The organism is Spirosoma sp. KCTC 42546, from assembly GCF_006965485.1.
Lineage (GTDB): Bacteria > Bacteroidota > Bacteroidia > Cytophagales > Spirosomataceae > Spirosoma.
Genome location: NZ_CP041360.1, coordinates 1166139 through 1191231 on the forward strand (window position 1 = coordinate 1166139; position 25093 = coordinate 1191231).

Annotated in this window: 9 protein-coding genes; 2 read left to right on the top strand and 7 right to left on the bottom strand. The window is 54.4% G+C overall.

Features of this window, described 5'->3' with window-relative positions; translation table 11 throughout:
• Positions 1 to 21: 21 nt before the first annotated feature.
• From EXU85_RS04760 to EXU85_RS04775, 4 genes are all read right to left on the bottom strand, one after another.
• Positions 22 to 1698, bottom strand: coding sequence for a PfaD family polyunsaturated fatty acid/polyketide biosynthesis protein (locus tag EXU85_RS04760; RefSeq protein ID WP_142770970.1), 1677 nt, complete (start codon positions 1696 to 1698; stop codon positions 22 to 24).
• Positions 1699 to 1711: 13 nt separating this feature from the next.
• A complete protein-coding gene (locus EXU85_RS04765) occupies positions 1712 to 8641 on the bottom strand; it encodes a beta-ketoacyl synthase N-terminal-like domain-containing protein (RefSeq protein WP_142770971.1) in 6930 nt (2309 codons plus the stop codon).
• Between the two features lie 4 nt (positions 8642 to 8645).
• Complete coding sequence (locus EXU85_RS04770; protein WP_142770972.1) at positions 8646 to 11087, bottom strand: SDR family NAD(P)-dependent oxidoreductase; 2442 nt, start codon at positions 11085 to 11087, stop codon at positions 8646 to 8648.
• 68 nt (positions 11088 to 11155) lie between these two features.
• Complete coding sequence (locus EXU85_RS04775; RefSeq protein WP_142770973.1) at positions 11156 to 15067, bottom strand: type I polyketide synthase; 3912 nt, start codon at positions 15065 to 15067, stop codon at positions 11156 to 11158.
• Between the two features lie 578 nt (positions 15068 to 15645).
• On the opposite strand from EXU85_RS04775, the gene EXU85_RS04780 reads away from it, so the two are divergent.
• Complete coding sequence (locus EXU85_RS04780) at positions 15646 to 22449, top strand: IPT/TIG domain-containing protein (RefSeq protein ID WP_142770974.1); 6804 nt, start codon at positions 15646 to 15648, stop codon at positions 22447 to 22449.
• Positions 22450 to 22635: 186 nt separating this feature from the next.
• A complete protein-coding gene (locus tag EXU85_RS04785) occupies positions 22636 to 23982 on the top strand; it encodes a Gfo/Idh/MocA family protein (protein ID WP_142770975.1) in 1347 nt (448 codons plus the stop codon).
• 62 nt (positions 23983 to 24044) lie between these two features.
• Here EXU85_RS04785 and EXU85_RS04790 read toward each other — a convergent pair whose 3' ends face one another.
• From EXU85_RS04790 to EXU85_RS04800, 3 genes are read right to left on the bottom strand one after another with little or no spacing between them, the layout of a single operon-like run.
• Positions 24045 to 24338: a hypothetical protein gene (locus tag EXU85_RS04790; protein ID WP_142770976.1), complete on the bottom strand. Its 294-nt coding sequence runs from the start codon at positions 24336 to 24338 to the stop codon at positions 24045 to 24047.
• A 58-nt stretch (positions 24339 to 24396) separates the two neighbouring features.
• The gene (locus tag EXU85_RS04795; RefSeq protein WP_142770977.1) at positions 24397 to 24831 is read right to left on the bottom strand and encodes a hypothetical protein; all 435 of its coding nucleotides are present in this window, start codon (positions 24829 to 24831) and stop codon (positions 24397 to 24399) included.
• Positions 24821 to 25078 carry a hypothetical protein gene (locus EXU85_RS04800; RefSeq protein WP_142770978.1) on the bottom strand — a complete coding sequence of 86 codons (258 nt, stop codon included), beginning with the start codon at positions 25076 to 25078 and terminating at the stop codon, positions 24821 to 24823. Before EXU85_RS04800 ends, EXU85_RS04795 begins: the two co-directional genes overlap by 11 nt.
• Positions 25079 to 25093: the final 15 nt, after the last annotated feature.

The following is a 25093-nucleotide window of genomic DNA, read 5'->3' on the forward strand; positions in this document are numbered from 1 at the left end:
AAGTATAGGAGTCTTCGGCGATTAGGAAACGAATGAGGGCCTTGCTGAAGTCGGCTGAACGTGTACAGTTCGATAGCTGGCATCCAATTGAACACCCAGCATGCTTAGATACTGAATTCGGTTCAGGTAGGCGGCCCCGTGCAGGAGTTGATGGGCAACATCGGCCACGCGCCGGTTTTCCCAGACTTCCAGTCGGGTTCCTTTCACCCACTGATTGAATGAACCCATAGCCGGTCCGCACCAGATCTGGTAATCCAGCTCGCGCCCGGTCACGCCCCGATTAGCCCAAACCGACGACAGGCCCAGATACCAGCGGAAGACCAGTGCCATTTTGCGTTTGGGGTTATCATTGGCCAGCGTGATCTGTTCGGGGTCCCGCTCCATAAAGAAGGTGAGGCATTGCGCCCAGACCGAGTCGAACGATTCGCCTAGTATATTCTTTTCCAGCGTAGCCCGCTCTTTTTCCGGAATGGCTTCCCAGCCTGGATAGGCGCTGTACAACTCGTAGAGCTTCTGCGCCCGAAGGCCAAACAGTGTTCCCGTTTTAGCCACCTGAAGCTTCACTCCCATCTCGAACATATCGGCTGCGGGGGCCATCATCACATCGGTCATGCTGACGCGCGCCAGTACCGCCCGGACATGATCGGAGGTTCCGGCCTCACGGCAACTCTGGTTGATTGACCCCGTTACCACGTAGGCAGCGCCCATCGCGAAGGAACCTGCAATGGATTCCGGCGTACTTAAACCGCCAGCCGCGCCAATCCGCACGGGGTACGCATCGTTTTGTTCGGCCTGAATCTGATCGCGTAAACTCAGAACGGCGGGTAACAGACAAACCAGTGAGCGTTTATCCGTATGCCCACCCGAATCGGCTTCAACGGTGATATCGTCGGCCATGGGTATCATCGATGCCAGCTGAGCCTGCTCTGGACTGATGCTGCCCGCAGCGACCAATTTTTGTAGGATGCTGGCTGGGGCAGGTTTCAGAAAAAGGGTAGCCACTTCGAGCCGCGAGACCTTGGCAATGACGCGATTAGCCGCATGAATGGTGCCGTCGGAACGGCGCTGAAGTCCGGCGGCCCGGTAGCGCACGACGTGCTCGGTCAGGCTTAAAAAAGCGGAGGCTTCAATAACGGTAACGCCTTTGGCAAGATAGAGTTCGACGGCTTTCCGTTCGAGGGATTCTTCGCTGGGGCTATGGATCAGGTTGAACGCATAGGGTCCGTTGGGAAGCGCCTGCTGAATGGTGTCGATCGCCTGCTCGATACGGGCCGGAACCAGCCCCCCGGCCCCGAACGACGCCAGCATACCGGCTTTGCCCAACGCAATAACTAGCTCCTCCGAGGCAATGCCATTGGCCATCGCGCCCGCCATATAGGCATAGTGGGTCCCATACGCTTGCTGGAACGAAGGGTCGCCGAGTTGGTCAGGCTGGTAGGCCGGGAGCGTGGCCAGCAATTCCATCGAACAAAGCTGGTCTGGATCGCTGGTGCCAAAGCTCATCGTCACGCCAATTCGCCCCTGTGCATCACGCACCCAGTAGCTGGTTTCGCCGAGGGTTTCGAGGAATTGGCGAATACCCGGTTGATCGAACCGAACCGTGCGCGGATCACCGAACCATTTGGCGGTTACGGGTGTCTGACGGTAACTGATGCCGTTTGATTTAGGTGAGGCTATGGATGGGAAAGTCGCAGTCATGGGAAATGAGTTTTTAACTAACAAGCAGAGCCAGATCTGTTACGGCATAAATACGGAGCGGGCCTTTCCATAGGCTGGCGTCGGCAGTTAGTCGCAGCGACTGGTTGGTTCGCTCAATCGTTTTGATATGGATTTCCAGATTCATGTCGGGATCAGTGCTCAAAATCTGGCCCCGGTACTTCCAGACGGTTTTGTGTGGTGCGGCCTGTCGAAACGAAACGCCCGACAACCCATCGGCCAGCCCCTGTTGAAGCACAAATACCTGCATGGCCTGTAAAATGGATTCCAGACCCAGGGAGCCGGGCATCACCGGATCGGTGTAGAAATGGCAGGTGAAAAACCAGTTATGGGGCTGAATCGACTTCTGGGCAAACACGTAGCCATTCCCATAATTACCGCCTTCTTTCACCACCATCACCGTATCGAGCAGATTGAGCTGATCGCTGGCCAGATGCAAGTGGGGCGACGCGGGATTGACCGGGCGAAACAACTTCATCCGGCCAAACAGCGAATCAAGCTTAAACGACAGACTCTTCAACTGGTCGGCGGGTTGGGTGGCGTACCAGGGCGCTACGTGTTCACCCCGATCCAGCCCAACCTGATTCGACAGTTCATCTTTGGTGAAACAACCGAACGACGCATTGCCTCGGTAAAATGGCGATCCATCGACAGATAACTCAAAGGTGTATCGTTGCAGGATGGTGCCGTTCAGGGATGTATGACTCACCAGACAAACCCGGTTGGTGAGCGTTTTGCCCCGTAAATCGACGGGGCGTAGTAAATCGCCATCCCCGTCGAGGTTGCGCAGGAAAAGATCTTTGTCGGGCACAATCAGCGTGCTGCCCAGATAAGCACCCAGGAAACCGCAGGGTTGCAGAGCAATCTCCATCAGAATCGAATACGGCATCTCCGGAGCCGCATTCTGCCGGTAGAACCACGCATCGGCGGGTACGTCATACTCGCTCACCATCACGGGCTTGTTGGCAAACACATGCCGCCGGCCCGTCGACGATACGATCCGGGAAATCAGTTGCAGATCCGTGTTGGGCTGCCGCGACAACGCCCGCCCGTCGAATACCCTATACTCCTCGCCAAAACACTTGGTAACTGGCCCCAGTGCCAGTTGGGTGATATGGAACTCGTTCAGGAGAACAGGGTAATCGACCGATTTTACGTAAATGCCTTCCTGGCGCGGTAGGGTGTTTTTCAGGTACGAGGGCTGATCTTTTTCCTGTAGCCGCAGCCCCAGATTCTCGAAAAACACGGCCACCTGTCCTTCGTACAGAATCGTTAGATCGGCAATGACGTAAGGCCCCGGTACCAGACCAATTTCCTTAACCTCCAGTTGGTAGATGAGTTTTCCGGCTTTGGCAGGTACTTCTTTGCGGCACCGGACTTTCTGGGGCAAATCGAGGATGGGCTGAAAACGGGCATCTTTGGTCAACCGTTGCATCCCCAGCAGCAGCAGGTAAAAGCGCAGAAGCTGACCACCGCCTTCGGCCTGAAGCGAGCCTGCCAGTACTTCATCATCGCGAAAATGGCAGGGGAAATACCAATCGTCGGGCTGTAGGTCTTTCTCGGCTTCAATGAACCCCAGTCCTGCGCTGCCCCCTTGCCGATCAACATGCGTAATCCGATCCAGCATCCGGATTTCGTTCGGTGGCAACCGGAGCGACGGATTACGCCCGTTCGGGAAATAGCTGTCGCCAAAACAACTGACCAGATCCCCGCGCACCAGGGCCAGTAGATCGTCGGTTGAAAAAGACGATTTGGCGCAGTCGAGCAGGGACGTAAAATGCTGCCGGGACCGGTTGGCGCGCTGGCTGAGTTCCTGCGGACTAAAGACAACCCCTTGCCCCAGTGCCAGGTCTTCGTTGCTAAAAAAACCGGCACAGCCGCCGTCCATTTTCAGTACCAGCCGATCTTCGACGTAGCAGCGGTAGTGGAAAAAGAAGAGCAGGTTATTCCCGTTCCGCACAAAACGGTCAATCGAAATATCGTAGCGTAAGGTCTGTCCTTCAAACGGAAGATCATCGGTGAAGGTGAGGGTGCAATCCAGGAGTCGGTAGACATACTCGCCTTTGTTCTGGAAATCAATGCCGAGGTAGCTGATCAATAACAAATCGCATTGGCCCGATTCGACCGCGACCGCCCAGGGTATTTGCCCATCGGTGGCAAAAGCCGACTGGTACGGAATGTCATACTCGGTTGTCAGGCGGGATGGCTTATAGTCGTGTAGGGTGGCATCCAGTTTGGTTACCCGGCTCACCAGCAGATAGGGCGGCATGGGCAGCATCACCCGTCGGCGATAGGTGTCGATCGGCGCGTATTCGGGCCCAAACACATCCTGGATTCTGCCACTGGCGAACGTCAGTAGATCGGCCTCGTTCCAGATACTAGTCTTGTCATTCAGTCGGTTCGGATCGGTATAATCCTGTAGAACGAGCCCATTCTCTGCCAACGGGCGTGGTTTCGGCCTCACTTCATCGGCTATCGGTTCGGCTAGTAGTTGTACCAATGTACTCGTCAGGCTATCCGCAACCTGGGTGTATGTGGTTGGTAAAATGGGATCAGTAGTAACCAGCATGGGCTTGGTTCGTGTCAGGTATTGGGCGAAGAAGGCTCGTTTCTCGGGCGTTAGCAGCAACGATTCGAAACGAGGCCCGCCGGTATGTAAGGTTTTTAGCAAGGCTTTGCGCGCGGGTTTTTCGGTCGACTCTTGTTCGAAAAAAGGCGTCAGGTTGACCGGTACGCCATGTGCCAGCAGTCTGGCTACCAGTCCGGTCAGATTCCGCAGCACACTCGACCCCTTGCGATCCATCGGCAAAACAGCATGGTCCTGATCGGCGAGAATGGTCGAAATCCAGCGGGAGCAGGTCGCATTAGCGCCTACCTCAATGAACAGTTGGTGGCCGTCTGCCGCCAGTTTCTGAACAATACGCGGCCATTCTACCGGTTGGCAACAAACCGCCAGCGCATTGGTGGCCAGCGCATCGCTCTCGATGGGGAGCGGTTGAGCCGTTACGCTGGAATAGAACGTTTTAGCCGATGCCTGTTGAATAGGCAGGTGGTGCATCTCGATCAGGTCGTTGGCTACCCGGTGGCAAAAATCGTGATGCACCACATTGTTGATAGTCAAAGGCACCCCGGCCAACTGGTGCGTAGCCAGCACGCGATCCAGATCGAACGCATCGCCAGACAGAATGATTTCGGTATCGGTATTGATGAAGGTCAGAAACACCCGGCCTTCAACGGGAGCCACCGCCTGCCGGAACCAGTCAGCCAGCGATGGATACCCCGTTATCCCCGCTGGTAGATGAATCAGCCGGGAACGCCAGCGCGCTCGGGCTTCGGCTTCCGGTAGTTGCCAGAGTTCGGCGAGGAGTGTCATTCGTCCGCCCACTTTTTCCCGGAACAGCGGTGCCTGCACAAAGTTCGTATCGACGGCGGCTGTGCTCCAGATGTCCTGGCTATACCACATGGCACTGGTTTCGCCCATGCTATATCCCAGCACGGAGTCGGCCTGAACCGCCAGATACTCCTCAAGTACCTTCGTAAACAGACCGGAGAACGTACAGCCTGCCAGCATCATCGCTGATGCATTGGCTTGAAACTGCCGTTCCTTCTCCTGTTTCTGCGTCGGGCTTAAAGCGAAAAGGCTTCGTGGGTATAGGTCGGCGCTGAGGGCATCGGCCGGGTCGTAGCCCTGCTGGTTCAGCCGGTCATATAATTCAGGGAATGCCTGAAAAATGGTGGTTCCCATACCCACATAGGCGCTGCCCGAACCGGGGTAGACCAGCGCCAGTTTACCCGTATCCCCCAACGGAGCTGGGGTATAATAACTGCCCGACGGTGTTTGAAGCGGTTCCGCTGCCGATGGTTGCTGACTAAGTGTAGCCTGAAAAAAACGGACCTCCCGCCGTAAGTCTTCATCGGACGACGCCACCAGTACCAGCGTTTGGTCGGGCGTAGACGTTGCCCTGACCGCAGCGCAAAGCTGATCGGAAAGTTGCCGGAACGATTTCGTGAGCAGGCGGTTTTCGATGTCGGTTAAGCGCATGAGCAGTTCGTCGGTACTAGCGCTTTGTATGGGAAAGAGTCGTTCGCCAGCCCGCAGTAAATACGAAGAAGGTTGGTTGGCTTGTGGGTGATCCACTTCCGATAGAAGCAGGTGCGCACTGGTGCCGTCGCTGGCCAGCCCACTGATGGCGGCCCGAAGCATAGATTGGCCTTTTTGGGGAATCCAGGGCCGCGACACATCGGGCACGTAAAATGGGCAGGTGGCAAAGGGGGCTGCCCAGGCCGGGCCTTCCCAATGTGGCACGCCCGGTAAAAAACGATGGTATAAAGACAGCGCCGTTTTAATGATCGATGCGATTCCCGATGCCGCAAAGGTGTGGCCGATATGGGCTTTGCTACTCCCCAGGGCGCAGGTTAATGCCGACTTATTTCCGCCGTAAGCCTGCGTAAGCCCCTTTATCTCCGCGCCATCTTCTTCGGTAATGCCACTGCCCGACACTTCCAGATACCCAATGTCGGACGGACTCAGTTGCTGCCGACTCAGTACCTGCCGGGCGGCTTCGTCGACGGCTTTGGCACTGGCGGTTCCCCGCAGGCTGGCGCAGTCCGACTGCACAATGGCCAGATCATCGATCCGGGCATATACCCGATCCGTCGTGGCATCATCGGCACGTTTCAGAACAATGGCTCCGGCACCTTCGCCGATTGTCCAGCCGATTGTACTATGGTTCCAGCTCATGGACACCGCTCCGGTATGAACCGGGTGAGCCGCCTGTCGTGCCAGCACACTTTCGAAGCCACCCCCCAGATCGACCGCCCCAAGCACAACGGCATCTACCTCGCGACTGGCCAGTAGGTTATGGGCAATGTTCAGGGCTTTATACATGCTGTTCTCGTTGGACGAAACCGTGAACGCCGGGCCCGTAAAATCCATTAATGACGAAATTCGGCTGGCGGTAATGTTGCCAATGAATCCGGTATGCTCGCTCAACGAATGCCCTTCGTAGTCTGAAAAAATCGCGTTTTTGATGCCATCGGTCAGGGTATCCAGGGCTGATTCCGTGACGGTCAGTCCTGCGTCCTGAACCGCCTGCCGAACCTGCCAGCCCATATGCCAGCGTCCTGCCCGGTGGTGAATTTCCAGCTCGGTTTCCATCGCGATAATAACGGCAACGTTGGCCCCCTTCCCTTCCAGCTTGTCCAGGCCCGCATCCCGAATGGCCCGGTCGGCTACGTTCAGCATCAGAATTTGCTGATGGGTAGTGCGTTCGGCTTCGTTGGGCTGGATCTTAAAGCGCAGCAGGTCAATGTCGAATGCCTCGATCCAGGCACCCCGCAACTCGCTGATGGGCGGTAATCCGGCTTCGTTCCGTGTTTTTTGCAGAGCATCCATGCCTTTCCAGCGCTCGGCGGGTAAAGCCCGGAAATGCTGCCGACCCAGGAGCAATGACAGGTAAAAGTCGTCCAGATTCTCGCAGTCGCCCATGTGCAGATCCATCCCGACGATGGCCAGAGGTATGGGTGGCAACGGGCTTGACATCGCTTCAGGTTGCGCACTGGGTGACGGAACCGCCAGAACCATATGGGCATTGGTACCCCCGAAACCAAAGGCATTGATGCCCGCGCGGGGAACATCGCCGTTGCGGGGCCAGCGTCTGTTTTCACGTACCAGTTGACTGGCACCAATCTGCCCATCGGCCGATGAGAGCGGGTTTTCGATGCCGATGGTGGCTGGAATCACCTCCCGTTGCATCGCCAGAATTACCTTGAACATACTGGCCATACCAGCCGCTGTCAGCACATGCCCCAGATTGGACTTGACCGACCCAATAAGCGGAGCCGATGAGCCGAAAAAATCGCTGATGCTATTCAACTCGATTTTGTCGCCCAGCCGGGTTCCGGTAGCGTGGCATTCCAGATAATCGATCGCTTCCGGCCCGAAGGTGGTTTGGCTGTAGGCTCGTTCCAGCGCCAGCCGCTGCCCTTTGGGGTTGGGGGCCAATAAAAACTCCCCTTTTCCATCGTTGGATAAGCTAATGCCGTCGATAACCGCATGGATCGTATCGCCATCCCGTTGCGCATCCGACAGTCGTTTCAGAACAACCATACCGGCCCCCTCGGCGGAGGTCAGCCCATTCGAGTACTGATCCAATGGAGCCGACAATTCAGACGCTTGGGCATAAGCGTGGAAATACGAAAACCCAACATGAATAAGTAGTGGATCGGCCCCACTAACGGCCCCGGCCAGCATCAGATCGGCTTTGCCCGCCCGTAGCTCGTCGCAGGCCAGTTTTACAGCGTACAAGCTGGAAGCACAGGCAGCATCCAGCGAGTAATGTGGCCCCTGAAGCCCTGCGGCCTGAGCGATCAATGCCGAAGGTGTACTAATGAGTAAGGCGTTTTGTAAATCAGTTGAGTGAGGTGCGTACGGCCTTGGTACCGGTATGGATTCGCCCGTCAGGGTTTCCAGCGTCTGTTGGGCTACATCGGCATAAACAGCGGATAAAATTTGCCGCGACTGGCGGGTGGGGAAGGATAGATTACCCATGATAACCCCGCAGCGGTTCAGGCTTTCGTGTTGCCAGTAGCCGCTGTTTCGTAGTGCTTCGCGGGCAACGTACAGGCACCAGTGCGCCTGTTGATCCTGATCGAGCAATGTCTGTGCATCCAGTGCGTACCCCTGCGGATCGAACTGAAAATCCCGGATGAAACCACCACGCAACGAATAACAGCTATCCAGTTTGCCTTTTGCTTCGTTAAAAAATAACTGTGGATCAGCCCCGAAATCGGCGGTAGTGGCCTCGCTGATCAGGGATTTGTTCGCCAGTAAATTAGCCCAGAACTCGTCTGGCGAGGTGGCACCGGGAAACAATGCACCCAGGCCAACGATCGCTATTTTTTCGGCTGTCTGATCTGGTTTCATAGAATTAGCTGGCTACTTCTTCTGGCAGTGTCCATTGCAGGGTGCGACTGATGGTGACGCTGGCTCGTTGCGTTTTCAGGAAAACCACACCCGTAACGGCATCGAACGCGGTGAGATCGGCCGACATGCTGAACTCCGTGGACTGGACCACCCGAAGCGAGACGTAGAACGGTCGGCCAAAGGGAAGTTCCTGCGTCATTTCTACCCAGCCGGTTGTAAGGGGCAGACAAGCGCAGTTGTGAAACCGTCGTACCCAGATCAACAACCCCTGATACATACTATCGGTCAGAAAACCGTTGATGGACGAGGACGGGAACTGGCCCTGTCGCTCCCAGGACAGACCAGGGTGTTCGCACAGCAATAAAGCGCCGGTTTCATCCAGAGAAAGCACTTGCTTAACGCCCTGAAAATCGGGGCCGTGAAAGAGCGTGCCATCCCGATACAGCACTGATCCATCGGCAATGACGGGCACCATGTTTCGAATATCCGGCAGAGGTTCAATAGGTGGCTTTGGCCGTTGACTCACCAGTACGATCTCGCTCTGGTAGTGGGGCATGGGCAATTTGCCACCCCGTTGACTCCTGACAGAAATCAGTACATGAACCCGTTCCGCGCTCTTTTCGAGTTCCTGCACAACGATCTGGAAATCGGTGGGTTGGTTGCCGTCAAAGACGATGCCCTTAAACAATTTCACATTATCTTCCCGATACAATTTGAAACCGGGATACAGCATATCCGCCGTTTGTGCCATCCAGACATTGGCGATGTTGATCGGCAATACGGGGTGTTCCTGAATGTGGTGATGGGCTAGAAATGGATTGGCGTCCAGCGTCAGAGTCCGGTTAATCGTATACGTTCGTAGGGGGGCATCGGTCACGGCTTTGGCAACGGGTAGCGTTCCACCCAATAGGATCTGCACCTGATCCTGCGCCTGAATGCTCAGCTGATCGACCAGAGCAAGCGGCCCCTCCTGAGAAGGTACAAACTCAACCTGATGCGCCAGGAGCATCTTTTTGAGTTCAGGACTCACCATGCCCGAGTCCCAGGCACCCCAGTTGATGGATACCACCTGTGACTTCGGGTAGTTTTTGCGAAATAGATACGCAAAACGATTGAGCACCTCGTTGGCCATGGCGTAGTCGGTTTGGCCAACATTGCCATAAAATCCGGCCACTGACGAGAACAAAACCACGTGCTGAAGATCGGCCAGCGACAGGGCCTGCATGACCGAGGCCAGTCCCAGCACTTTAACATCAAAGACGGCATCGAAATCGGCTTCGGTTTTATGCTCGATGAGCTTGTCGGCCAGCCGACCCGCGCCGTGAATCAGGCCGGTAACGGGTCCCGTTTGGGGCTGTAACTCGTCAAGAACCGCTTTAATGGCTTCGGGATCTGTGACATCCACGGATCGGTAAAATGCGGTGGCTCCCTGTGTTTTCAGGTACTCCAGATTTGCACGAATTTCCCGTTGAGCGAGTACCTCGTTCACCAGGCGCTCCACAAGGCGGGGCAGTGGTTTTGCGCCCGATGCGTTCAGGAATTCCATGGCCTGACGTTTTAGATCGGTGGACTCGCTTCGGTTTTTTGCCCAGTCGGGCTCGGCATGCTGGAGGGCGGTGCGGCCTAGCAAAATAAAGGTGCAGCGAAAGGTAATGGCCAGTTGATTGACGCAACTGGCCGTGATGCCCCGGCCACCTCCGGTTACCAGAAATACGCTACGCTCATTGATTCGGGCGTTTAGCAATGGCTCTTTTGTTGGGTCCACGGGTTCGGCTACCAGCGTGAATCGCTTGCCTACTGCGTTATAAGCGGTTTGCGTTAGGCAGATGTTTGAATCATATAACTCCTGCCGGATTTTTTCGGCGGCTTCGGTTGCCGTTAGCTCCGGCGACAGATCGACCGACCGACAGAAGACGCCCGGCCATTCTAAATTCAGTGATTTGGTCAGGCCCGTTACCCCACCGCCTAAAATTGCATCCTGCCCGGAATTGGCCGTGCCCAGCGCACCGTCCTGCTGCGTAACCGTAAGGAAAGCTGGCCGTGTTTGCCAGGTGTCAGCGTTCAGCGACGGCTTTAGGTATTTGGCAAACAGGAACGCTGTTTTCAGATCGTCTTTTTCCGATGCCTGCGCAAACGTCTGCACATCCACTCGGGCAAGACGAGGATGTACATAAATAAACTGACTGACCGGGGCTGTAAGTTGGCCCAAGGCCTGTTGCATCGTTTCCGCCTGTCTGTCCGGAAGTTGCTGCTCTACAACACCCGCCGGGAATGACTGGCGCAACGTACTACTTCCGATGGGAAATGTCAGCACAACGACCTGATGGCCATTCCCAACTAATTCGGCGCAGAGCGCGGTCGTTACAGCCGATCCGTCATTGATAACCAGCGTAATGCCTTCCTGCGGCATCGTCAGGGCATCTGGCGCGGGAAGGTACCGCAACATGGCTACCGAGCGGGGCACATTGGGGTAGTTTCCCGGCGCGTAGCTAGTCAGGCTGACAGGATCGGCGACTACTTTTTTTCGACAGCGACCTCCCGACCTGTTGTCATTTTCGCGACCAGATAATCAACAATCTGTTGCAGCGTGCGCAGCTCAGCCAGTTCCTGCTGCTTCACCCCCTGTACGGATGGATGGGCTTCGGTCATGGTGCCGAAGATTTCTACCCGCTTGATCGAGTCGATGCCCAGATCGGCTTCCATATCCATGCTCAGTTCAAGCATTTCGGCAGGATAACCGGTTTTTTCGGCTACGACGGCCAGTAAACTTGTTTCAATCAGTTTGGGATCAACGGCGGGTCTTGCCGGAATCGGAATTCCCGGTGCCGACGGAACCGGCAGGGTAGATTGGGGTTGATCTGACTGCCCGTTTTGATGGACTGGATTGGTTGATGGATTGGATAGTGGAGCGGAAAGCCCTTTACTAAATTCGATGGTCTGCCCGGTTGTCATCTTGGCAACCAGGTAATCGACAATTTGCTGGAGTGTGCGCAGCTCGGCCAGTTCCTGCTGCTTCACCCCCTGCACAGATGGGTGCGCTTCGGTCATGGTGCCAAAAATTTCCACCCGTTTAATGGAGTCGATGCCCAGATCGGCCTCCATATCCATACTTAATTCAAGCATTTCGGCGGGATAACCGGTTTTTTCGGCAACCACCGTCAGGAGGCTGGTTTCGATAAGTTTGGGATCAATGGCGGGTTTTGGTGTATCAACGACGACAGGCGCTGCCTGCATCACCTGCACAGGCAAAGGTTCTACGGTCGCTCCATTGATGTAGCCGTTTTTTGAGCCATTAACCCCATTGAGGGACGATGAAGAATAGCCATTTACCGCTGGCAGGTCTGAGGTAACCGATACGGGTATCGCTTTGGCGTTCAGTTGGCTGGCAGAGAGGGTATTGGTATGCATCAGGGCTTTTAACATAGCCTCAATTCGACCTTGTTGTTCCAGTAGCGAGGCCAGGTCAGCCTGCATTTGGGTGAGGGTTGGGTTCATGGCTTCGTCTTCGTTTATACTAGAGAGGGACTGTGTCTCAATAGGGGGGAGGCAGAGCGCGTGCTCGTAGCGTTTTTTTGTGGCTTCCGAAACGTGGTTGTAGCCACTGATTTTAATCGTTAGTTTGGGTTTGGCCGCCGGTTCGACGTAGGGTTGCTCGAACGGATCGAATCCCTGAAGTGCCTGCCCCAGCACCGTGAGCTGAACAATAGCTTCCCGTAGCTGTTTATCGCTGTCTTTTTTCGGGTTGGCATTCAAGGCAATCACCTTGTGGGGTTTCCCCGCCAGAATCTCCGTTACCAGATTACTCAGCGTGTTTTTCGGCCCGAACTCAACAAACACCCGACCACCCTGCGCGTAGATAGCTTCGATCTGTTCCTGAAAACGGACTGGCTTTCCGATATGCCCGGCCAGTGTTTCTTTAATCTGTTCCGGATCGGTTGGGTAGGTTTGTCCGGTTGTATTCGAGAACACTCGACCGGTTGGGGTAGCTATAGAAATTCGTCGTATGGCGTCGGCAAAGGGTTGTTGGGCGTGGCTGACGAGTGGGGTGTGAAAAGCGGCCGATACCGGAAGCAGGGTGGCCTGGAATCCCCGCGCTTTGGCTTCGTCCTGTACCGCCAACAGTGCATCCGTCTGCCCACCCAACACCAACTGTGAGGGCGAGTTCAGATTACATACCCATACGCCAGGGCGGTTGGTGATGAGTTGCTCAATGGCTTCGCGATTTCCCTTCACGGCCAGCATCGTCCCCGAATCGCCGGTTGGGGTAGCCGCCATAACTTCACCGCGAATCTTGGATAGACCATAAAAGGCATCATCGTCCAGAACCCCGGCTGCCCAGAGTGCGGTCAATTCACCATAACTATGACCCGCAAAGAAATCAGCTGTAAATCCCGCATCGGCCAGTAGCTGATACATGCCTGCGCTCAGGGCACCGATGGCGGGCTGGGCCATCTGGGTTTGCCGGAGAGCATCCTGTTGCCGTTGTCGATCGTCATCCGAGAAAACCGGAATCGGGAACACAACATCCGTTAGGGGCTTCTGTCCTTTGGCCTCAAAAAAGCGGTTGGCCTGGTTGAATGCAGTCCGAACGGTTGGGTAAGCGCAGGCTAGCTCCGTTCCCATAGTCACGTATTGCGATCCCTGCCCGGCAAACAGAGCCACGACAGATTGGGCCGTATCCAGCGCCGATTGCCGATACCAGATGCCGTCGATCGGGTGCTGCCATTCCGGCTGGCCCGTGTTCCGATCTAAAAACTCAATGAACCGGGTTAACTTCTGACGAGCTTCGGCTACGGACGAGGCAACAAAGCCCATCCGGGCATAATTGGCCGGGATTTTTTCTGTTTTAGACTGGTGTGCCAGCCGATTCAGGTGCTGCGTGGCCTCGTCTGATTGTAGCAATGCCAACTGCTTACGGCACGCATCCAGCAATAAGGAATCGTTGGGCTGGTGTACCAGTAGGATGCGGTGAAGCGTATGCTGCCGGTAGTTTTTCGGTGGTTCGTTGCCCACTTCTTCTAAAGTCGTGTGCAGATTGACGCCCCCAAAGCCAAAGGCACTAACCGCGGCCCGCCGGGGTATATGGGCGGCTTTGCGAAACCAGGGCCGGGTTGTCGTATTGATATAGAGCGCCGAGTTTTCGATACCTAGCTCAGGATTCGGCTGGTTGACGTTAAGGGTTCCCGGCAGTACTTTATGGTGCAGAGCCAGCGCGGCTTTGATCAACCCGGCAATCCCCGCAGCGGCTTTCGTATGCCCAATCTGCGATTTCACACTGCCGATGGCGATATGGTTGGGCGTCAGGTTCGATTTTCCGAAAACGGCTTTTGTCGAGGTAATTTCGGCCAGATCGCCCGCTACGGTGCCGGTGCCGTGGGCTTCGATCAGGCCAACGGTTGAGGCATCATAACCCGCTTCGTCGTAGGCGCGTTGCATGGCGATGGCCTGTCCGTGAGGGCGAGGTGCGTAAATACTTTTGAACCGGCCATCGCTCGAACTGCCCATGCCCTGGATGACTGCATATACCCGGTCGCCATCCCGGATGGCATCGTCCAGCCGCTTGCAGACAATGATACCCAGTCCTTCGCCCACCAGCATCCCATCCGAATCCTGATCGAAGGGACGAATGCTGCCTTTCAGCGAAAAAGCAGGTGTTTTACTGAAATTCATGTACATGAAGGGCGAGTTGTTGGTATCCACGCCACCCGTCAGCATCATGTCGCAGCGACCTTCGATCAACTCACTCAGGGCCATTTTTACCGCACTCAACGAAGCTGCACAAGCCGCATCGACGGTCGAGTTAATGCCGCCCAGGTCGAAGCGGTTGGCAATCCGGCCTGCCACCACGTTGCCCAGCAAACCGGGGAACGCATCTTCTGACCAGGGGATGTAAGCCGCTTTTATTTTTTCGATCACCTGCTCGATCTGCGCAGCTGGCATCCCCGCCGACTCCATTGCCCGGCGCCATACCGGCGACTCCAGCCGGGTGCTGAGGGGCAGAATTAAATTTTGCCCCCCACCCACGCCCAGGATCACGCCCGTTCGTTCGCGGAGTTGGGCATCCAGTTTGGTCGACCCCAGCCCGTATCCAGCATCCAGCAGGGCATCCCGTGCTACGGCTAAACTCAGGAGCTGAGCCGTATCGGTGGCTTCCAGTAGCGTTGGGGGTAAGCCAAATTCCAATGGATTGAAGTCGATTTCGGGAATGAAGCCTCCCACTTTGCAATAGGTTTTATCGGGCGTAGTGGGGTTTGGATCGTAATAATCGCTGATTTTCCAGCGGTTTTCGGGCACTTCGGTAATACTATCTACTCCCTGAATAATATTTTCCCAATACGTTTTTAGGTTCTCTGCATCCGCAAAAATCGACGCCATCCCCACAATCGCAACCGGTGTTCTCCGTAACAGCGTATTTGTATGATCCATGACTTACAGCACGTTTTGAGTAGTTGAACCAATCAAAAATAGTGTACGTCTACAGGGGGATTTGGGTAAAGTTGTGGGTGACCTCGTGGTGTAGGTAAACTACAGAAGTTAGTTGGTGAATGAGAATTGACCACTCATATTGTTTGTTTGCCAAGACCTTTCGGGGATATGCAGCCGACAGAGGGTTCCGTTTTGTTGTAGTACTTCATACTGGCCATCCAGCTGTTCTATGAGGGAGTTGATGAGCCGTTCCCCCAATGCATTTCGCTCGCTAAGTTATTGCCAATGGGCTGGATTGATGCCTATGGTAGCTAGTAAGAAGCCCAGCCATACTGTGTATAGTACTTTCATGGGAGTAAATCGTGAAAGAACAGAACACTTGATCAAGGTGACGTCCATAGGCTGCATGGGCTAGACTTTAAAGTTGGTAAAACACGGGTTCATGCTGGCTATTTACATGGCATACAAAATCTGGTAACTCACTACACCAGAGCTGTAACTCACCGACAATAGGGAATTTGCTGGTTCTGCACCCTCTAGTTTAGCGGACCGAATTCCTTACCTCTTTAGCCTTAATCATGATACCATACGTTTACGCAGTACAGCTAGCCCGTACCAGTTTGTTGGCGGGACTGATATTTCTTCTGCTGCCGACCATTACGTTCGGCAAATCAACGGAAGCCTTTGCGACGGCTGACGTTCCGATTATTACAGCTATCTCAATTTCTCATGGGCCCACAGGTACTTCTATGGAGTTAGCAGGGGTGGGCCTAGGAACCAGTGGCACTGTAACGATTGGTGGCCTGAATGTTAAGGTGGTTGACGACGGATGGACCAATACCCGGATTGTATGTATGCTCTCGTCAGATCAGGTGACCAACCTGCCGGTGATTGTTACCCGATCGGATGGGCAGGTCAGCAGTAGTGTACAGGTTAGCTATGACCCGCCTTTCATTACCAGCATCAGCCCCGCCAGTGGACCAACTACAGGAGGTACTCCAGTCACGCTGACAGGCCTTAACTTTGGTAACACATCTGCGCTTGTTACCATCGGTGGACGGCCATCGTCGGTCAGTTCACAGTCGCCTACTCAGTTGGTGGTCACTAGACCGGCAGGTCAGGTGGGTGCTCAGCCAATTGTGGTAACAGCAGGTGGACAGATTTCCAATAGCCTGAGTTTTACCTATGTGGCGGAAGCGCCCAAGCTGACCAGTATTACGCCCAATCATGGGTCTACCAGTGGTGGTACGTCGTTAACACTAACAGGTACGGGGCTGAGTGCAAGTGGGGTCGTATCGATTGGTGGGGTAATGGCCTCTATAACAGGTTCATATTCGGATACAGCCATTACGGTGAACGTACCTTCCGGCGAAGGGATCAAGCGGGAGGTAACCGTTACCGTGGGTGGTCAGTTTAGTAATGCGCTAGAATTTGACTACGATGCGCCCACGATTACCAGCATCAGTCCCAATCATGGTTCCACCAGTGGTGGTACATCATTGACAGTGCTTGGCACTAGCTTTGGCACTAGTGGCTTTGTGACGATTGGCGGGATAACGGCCCCTGTAACCGGTTCTTATTCCCACACTGCCGTCGTGGTTAATTTACCTGCTGGCCAGGGTACGAATCTGCCGGTGCAGATGACTGTATCGGGGCAATCGTCAACTAGCTCCGTCACGTTCAACTACGACGCACCCGCTCTCATTAGCGTCAGCCCAGCTACTGGAACTAGTGGTAATACAGTAGAGCTGATTGGTACGAGTCTGGGTGCTAGTGGTACAGTGACGGTAGGAGGTGTATCGGCTACCGTTGTTAGTGGCGGCTGGGGGCATACCCACGTTTCTTTCCTGCTGCCATCAGGTCAGGGTACAAACCAGCCTGTTGTTGTCACTCGTACCGACGGTCAGGTGAGTAATTCATTATTGTTCAGTTATAACCCACCTACTATCACAGTAATTACCCCAGCCAGTGGCCCTACGACCGGTGGCATAACCCTGACCCTGATGGGAACTAACTTTGGCGTACAGTCAGCCAGCGTCAGCATTGGCGGGCAGGCTGCTAGCGTCAGTGCTCAGTCGTCTACTCAACTGGTAGTTACCAGTCCTGCCGGACAGGCGGGTGCTCAGCCCGTTGTGGTAACGGTGGGAGGACAGGTGTCAAATAGCGTGAGTTTTAGCTACGTAGCCGTTGCCCCCACGCTGACCAGCCTTATTCCCAATCATGGCTCGACTAGTGGGGGCACATCACTGACACTGACAGGGACTAACCTGGGAAGTAATAGCCAGGTCAGTATTAGTGGCGTTACGGCTCCTGTTACGGCCTCTTATTCCACAACTGCGGTTGTGGTTATCTCACCGGCTGGCCAGGGGCTTGATCAGACTGTTGTGCTTACCAGTGGTGGTCAATTCTCCAATTCGCTCTCGTTTGACTATGATGCACCCACCATCACCAGCATCACCCCTAATCATGGTTCTACCAGCGGAGGTACCTCGCTGACGTTAGTTGGAACTAGCTTTGGATTCACCGGCTCGGTAACGATTGGTGGGAATGTCGCTACGACTAGCGCCCGTTCCCACACCTCTATTGTGGTTACACTGCCTGCGGGCCAGGGCACTAATCTGCCTGTGTTCATTACGGTAGCCGGGCAAGCATCATCAAGTTCGGTCTTTTTCAATTACCATGCCCCCATGTTGACTGCCATCAGCCCTATCAACGGGCCAACCAGTGGTAGCAGCGTGATTAGCCTGAGTGGGACTAACCTGGGTCGGAGTGGGGTTGTGACGATTGGCGGTGTGACGGCTACGGCTATTGCAGGCAAGTGGACGGACACCGGGATTGAGTGTATCCTGCCTGCGGGCATGGGTACCAACCTACCAGTGGTGGTCACCGTTGCTGGTCAGGTGAGTAATAGTCTGACGTTTAGCTACGATGCCCCAACCCTATTGAGTATCAGTCCAGCTACTGGAACCAGTGGAGGATCAATGACTCTGATGGGGACAAGCCTGGGGACCAGTGGCACGGTGACAATTGGGGGCGTAGCGGCTCCGCTGACGAGCTGGAGCCACACCCAGATTCAGTGCCTGATCCCAGCGGGCGTGGGCGTGAATCTTCCGGTGATTGTCACCCGGGCGGATGGGCAAGTCAGCAGCCCGCTCCTGTTCAGCTATGGGGCACCGGTGATCAGTAATATCACCCCAGCCAGTGGCCTTACAACGGGCGGTACCTCCCTGATGCTGATGGGTAGCAATTTTGGTGTACAGTCAGCCAGTGTCAGCATTGGTGGGCAGGCCGCTAGTGTGAGTTCTCAGACGCCCACTCAACTGGTGGTTACCACGCCCGCTGGTCAGGCCGGTGCTCAACCTGTCATCGTAACAGTAGGTGGTCAGATTTCTAATAGCGTGAGTTTTAGTTATGTGGCAGTCGCGCCTATGCTGACCAGTATTATGCCAAATCATGGCTCGACCAGTGGTGGTACCTCACTGACCCTGACAGGGGCTAACCTGGGGAGTGGCGGTCAGGTGAGCATTGGTGGCGTCGCGGCACCCATTACTCAATCGTATGCCACGACTGCGGTTGTGGTTACCTCACCAGCTGGCCAGGGTACTAATCTTCCCGTATTTATTTCGCTGAATGGACAGATATCCAATTCGCTCACGTTCAATTACGATGGTCCTACACTAGCTAGTATCAGTCCGGCCAATGGACCCACACAAGGGAACATCGAGATTCATTTAACGGGTAGCAGCTTTGGGCGCGGTGGTATTGTTACAATTGGTGGACTAACTGCCACACTTGTAAAGTGGACCGACACGCAGATTGATTGCATCCTGCCTGCGGGGGAAGGTCTCAACAAACAGGTGTCTGTTTTTGTGGGGAGTACGCCCAGTAATAGCCTTAATTTCAGTTACGATGCCCCAAGTATAACCAGCATTACGCCTAATCATGGCTCGACCAGTGGCGGTACTTCATTGATAGTACTAGGTTCTAATTTTGGGCTTACGGGCTCGGTAACGATTGGTGGGGTTTCCGCTCTGACTAAAGTCCGTTCTCACACGTCCATTGAGGTTACCCTGCCTGAAGGCCAGGGCGCTAATCTGCCCGTAGTCGTCACGGTTTTAGAGCGGCCCAGTAATGGGGTGAACTTTAGCTACGATGCCCCTGTGCTAACGAGTATGAGTCCGGCCAATGGCCCTACCCGTGGCGGTCAGGTGATTAGCCTGATCGGAGCTAATTTTGGTCGCAGCGGCACTGTGACCATTGGTGATGCTCCTGTCAGTCTTACTGGCGTTGACTGGACCGCTACCCGGATTGACTTTGTCCTGCCTGAGGGAATAGGAACAAATTTGCCGGTGGTTGTTACGGTTTCAGGGCAAGTAAGTAATAGCCTGACGTTTAGCTACGATGCTCCGACCCTGTTGAGTATCAGTCCAGCTACTGGAACGAGTGGGAGTTCAATGACGCTGATGGGGACAAGCCTAGGAACCAGTGGCACCGTGACTATCGGCGGTGTGCCCGCTCAGTTGGTCAGTGGTCAGTGGCTTCACTCGCAGGTAGAGTGCCTTATACCACCGGGTCAGGGTATGAATCTCCCTGTCGTGCTCATTCGTGCTGATGGGAAAACGACGAACAGCCTGAATTTTAGTTACACCCCCCCTACTATCACCGTGATCACTCCAGCCAGCGGCCCTACGACTGGCGGCACAACCCTGACGCTGATGGGGAGCAACTTTGGCCTCCAGGCGGCCAGTGTCACCGTTGGTGGACAGGCTGCTGTCGTGACTTCGCAGTCACCCACTCAACTGGTGGTTACCACGCCCGCTGGTCAGGCAGGTGCCCAACCCGTTGTGGTAACGGTAGGAGGGCAGGTGTCTAATAGCGTGAGTTTTACCTATGTGGCCGTTGCCCCCACGCTGACCAGTACCAACCCCAATCATGGCGCTACCAGTGGGGGCACCTCGCTCACCCTGATAGGGACTAACCTGGACCGTACTGGTGTTGTTACCATTGGTGGGGTCATGGCTCCCATCACTCAATCCTATTCCACAACTGCGGTTGTGGTTAGCTCACCGGCTGGCCAGGGGATCGATCGGCAAGTGATGATCACAATAGGGGCCAGCCAGTCTAATTTGCTCTTGTTTAATTATGATACTCCTGTCATTATCAACGTCAGCCCCAATCACGGCTCGACTTCTGGGGGCAACTCGCTGACGTTAACAGGGACTAACTTTGGCACTAGTGGCTCAGTAACCATTGGTGGGCTAGCTGCCCCCACAACAGGCGTTTATTCCCATACCTCTATTGTAGTTACCCTGCCTTCGGGTCAGGGCACCGATCTGCCGGTGGTTGTCACAGTAGCCGGACAAGTTTCATCAAGTTCGGTCCTATTTAGCTACGATGCACCTGCGCTGACGGCTATGACCCCGGTCAATGGGCCAACCAGCGGAAGTAGCGTGATTAGCCTGATTGGGACTAGTTTAGGGCGGAGTGGTGTGGTTACCATTGGCGGAGTGGCGGCTACGCCTGTGGCGGGGAGGTGGACTGACACCCGGATTGAGTGTATCCTGCCTGCGGGCATGGGCACTAACCTGCCGGTGGTGGTCACGGTTGCTGGTCAGCAGAGCAACAGCCTGGCGTTTAGTTATGATGCCCCCGCGCTGATCAGTATGACACCCGCCAATGGCTCTATTGGTGGATCAATGACTTTGTTGGGAACGAGTCTGGGTACCAGTGGTAGGGTGACGGTTGGGGGTGTTTCTATGTCCATTGTAAGTTGGAGCCATACACAGATTCAGTGCCTAATTCCACCAGGCGAAGGGGTAAACCTGCCTGTAGTGATCACCCGAGCAGATGGGCAGACCAGTAACCAGATACTATTTAGTTATAACCCGCCTGCTATCACGACGATCAATCCAGCCAGTGGCCCTACGACGGGTGGTACATCGCTAACCATAACGGGGGCTGATTTTGGGGCCAATCCAGCTAAGGTCAGCATAGGTGGGCAGGCTGCTACTGTGAATTCTCAGTCGCTTACTCAACTGGTTGTTACCACCCCAGCCGGACAGGCGGGCGCTCAACCCGTTGTGGTAACGGCGAGTGGACAGGTGTCCAATAGCGTGAGTTTTAGTTATATCGCACCTGCTGGTCGTGTTTCGGTAAGCGTTCAATCCCTGGATGGGGATAATGGACAAACTTCCAACAACTCGATCAATCCAACACTTCGGTTGGTCAACACGGGAACAACAGCGGTGCCGTATTCTGAGCTGACAGTGCGGTACTGGTTTACTGCGGAAAACTTTGCGGGCATAAACACCTGGGTCGATTATGCGCAACTGGGCTCGAATCGGGTCAAAATGAACTATGTTCGGTTCAATAAACCCTATCAGGGAGCCGATGGGTATATTGAATACAGTTTTGATGCCTCGGCAGGTAATCTAAGCGCTACTACAAACTCAGGGCCAATTCAGTCACGGCTGGCGAATCAAAACTGGGCTTTCTTTAATGAATTGGATGATTATTCCTATCAATCAGGAACGGCCTATGCCGACAATAACCGCATTACGGTATACCGGACAATTGCTGGTGGACAGCCGCAACTGATTTGGGGTACAGAGCCTACAGTTGCCACATTGGTTATGAAATTTGCCGTTCTGTCGGAGAATAGAAACACGAACACCAGTAGCAATCAAATCAGTACGAATGTGAAGGTAAATAATGTGGGTAATGTACCCGTCAATTATAGCGACCTAACCATGCGCTACTGGTTTACCGCCGATGGGAAATCCAGTTTAAGCTACTGGATTGATTATGCCGAAATGGGATCAGGTAAGCTAGGTGCGCAGTTTAAATCACTGACTCCGGTTCTTAATGGGGCCGATACCTACCTGGAGCTTAGCTTTAAGAATAACGCCGGAACCTTTGCCGCGTCGGGCACTACGGGAATCATTCAATTTCGGGCCGCCAAAGCGGACTGGTCCAGCTTCGATGAAACAAATGATTACTCATTCAAAACCAGTGCTCCCATAGCGGAGAACAACCACATTGCCTTGTACTACAAGGGTCAGTTGGTCTATGGAACCGAACCCCTCTCATCGGCTCGATTGATGGCTCCATCTACTGGCGATACCGCGCCTTTACAGATTCGTATTATTGGTAATCCGGCTGAAGGAAATCAAGCACAGATTGAGATTCGCAATGTACTCAACCAGATGGTCGATTTAGTCTTGTTCGATTCGAAGGGGGTGGAGGTCAGTCGCCAAACGGTGTATCAGGATTCCCTGATCAAACAGTATACACTGGGACTCGATGGTGTAGGATCAGGACTTTATTTGCTAAAAGCGACAACATCGCGCGAGTCAATAACGACTAAACTGATCCGACGATAAATCCTCACCCCAACCCCTCTCCCAAAACGGGAGAGGGGCTAAAAAATGGCAACCTTATACGTTTATGTTGTACCCCTTTCCCAAACAGTAAAGGGGCCAGTAGTGAGGGTAAAGCGATTAGGTAAATGCCCTGTCGTGCTTTCGTAGGTAGGCATTGTCAAGCCCATTCTAAACCTCGATACTCGTATGAAAACTTCACGCAGGATTTTTTTGCGGAACTCCGCTCTGACCGCTACCGGAGCGGGATTGATTAGCTTACCTAGTCTGGAAGCCATTGCCAGTCAGCGCAAAACGATTTCCCCGAACGATAAACTTCAGGTTGGGTTGATTGGCTGCAATGGCATGGGCTGGTCGGACCTGCGCTCGCATTTGTTGATGAGCGATGTGGAGTGCGTAGCCCTGGCCGATGTGGATCAGAGTGTACTGGACAAGCGCGCTGCCGATGTGCAGACCATGCAGAAAAATAAGCCGCTACTCTTCAAAGACTATCGGAAACTGCTGGAGAATAAAGATATAGATGCCGTCATCATTGGTACACCAGACCACTGGCACTGCATGGCCATGATCGACTCGGTATCGGCGGGAAAGCATGTGTATGTGGAGAAACCGTTGGCCAACAGTATTGAAGAATGTAATCTGATGCTGGCGGCTGCCAAGAAGTACAACAAGATTGTGCAGGTAGGGCAGTGGCAACGCAGTGGATCGCACTATGAAAAAGCCATTGAGTACATTCGGTCAGGGAAACTGGGCAATATCCGTTTGGTAAAAGTATGGGCGTATCAGGGCTGGATGAACCCCGTTCCGGTTCGACCCGATAGTGCGCCCCCCGCTGGCGTCGATTACGATATGTGGCTGGGGCCAGCGCCCAAACGGCCATTCAATCCCAACCGCTTTCACTTCAATTTCCGCTGGTTCTGGGATTATGCGGGTGGATTGATGACCGACTGGGGCGTTCACGAAATTGACATTGCTTTGTATGCCATGAATGCAAAAGCACCCAAATCAGTGATGGCATCGGGTGGCAAACTCGCCTATCCCGATGATGCTTCCGAAACGCCTGACACCCTGCAAGCCGTGTATGAATACGATGGCTTCAACATGCTCTGGGAACATGCAACGGGCATCGACGGTGGTAACTACGGCCGTACCGAGGGTATCGCTTTTATTGGCAACAACGCAACGCTCGTGCTGAACCGCGATGGCTGGTCGTTACTGCCCGAAACCCAAACCAAGAACGGGATCAAGGTCTATAAAGTGGACGACATCCCCGATCAGGCCCGTAACGGCGACTACCTGAACGAGCACACGAAAAACTTTGTCCAGGCCATTAAGGCAAACGATCCCGGATTACTGAAGTGCGGCATTGAAACCGGCAGTATTGCCGCCATAAACGCCCATATGGGCAACATTGCGTACAAAACGGGCCGCAAAGTGTACTGGGACGCTGCCGCTAAAGGCTTCAAAAATGACACGCAGGCCAATGCCTTGCTGGCCGCTCATTACCACAATGGCTGGAAATTACCGGTTGTTTAGGGGATTTTATCCCACCCTAACCCCTTCCCTGAAAAGGTGAGTTTTACCCATAAGTCGGAGGTTTAGGTGGTAAGTGTTCGTTCTTTGATATATTGTATCCATCTGCAAACGATCTGGAAATGCAGATAGCCTTTCCAGATCGTTTGCCATCCCGGTGGACTGCTATGGTGTACGCCCTGATGACCCACCAATCGAGCCAGGAGTTGCCAAAACCAGCCTACGCTGTTGACCACTAAATCGCCCTGCCCATGCGTACTCAGATACGGACGACTTAATACACTGGCCACTCGTTGCCCACCAGCATCCTGCCAGTCCATACCCTGGCTGGCCGTCGAGGGCTGACTCTGATGGCGCAACCGCAACAACCGGATGGCCTCAGACTTAACAAACGGATACTGTTAGGGAGGCCACCACCTAATCGAAGTCGCGGCTTTCAATGCCACAGCCCGTTTTGAGACACTTGTGGAAGTCTTCGCAGGTGCGCCAGCGATGGGTATAAATGTCCACTGGCTCCACCCCATCAGCCAGCGTACTAACCCTAACATTGGTGACCAGACACCAACGAGTAGGGGACTCATCAGCCACCGCATCTGGTGGAGCTAAGTCGACCAGCCAACGGGCCTTCTCAATCTGATGGAGCTCTAGGTTGGCCCACTTAAGGGCACATAACCGCTGGTGAAGTTGCCCCTTGCTGTCGCCGATGGGCCGGTAAAGCTGGTGTCGGCGGGTTGCTGGGCCAACTAAGCCGATACACTCATAGACGTGTCGGCTAGTTGGGGCTGGGAGCCCCCGGTCACCACAACCGCCTGATGATGGCTGAGCGCATAGTGGTACCAGGCTATGGCACACTCCGAATCGGCCACCTACAGGATGTGAAAGCCTGTCCGACGCTCAAAATGGCGGGCGAAGTCCAGGGCTTCGATCCACTTGTAACTTTCTTTTCCGCGAAGGGGGGCTGTTTACGGGCGTGGTGTTTGCCAAACTCGGTTCGATCTCGCTGAATCACTTGCTCAACGGGCAGTCCCAGGGGCACAAACTCGCCATGGGTCAGTAAGCCCTGATGAAGCAAAAGCCCGTTGTCATCGGCGTTTTGCATCAAGCTTACACCCAT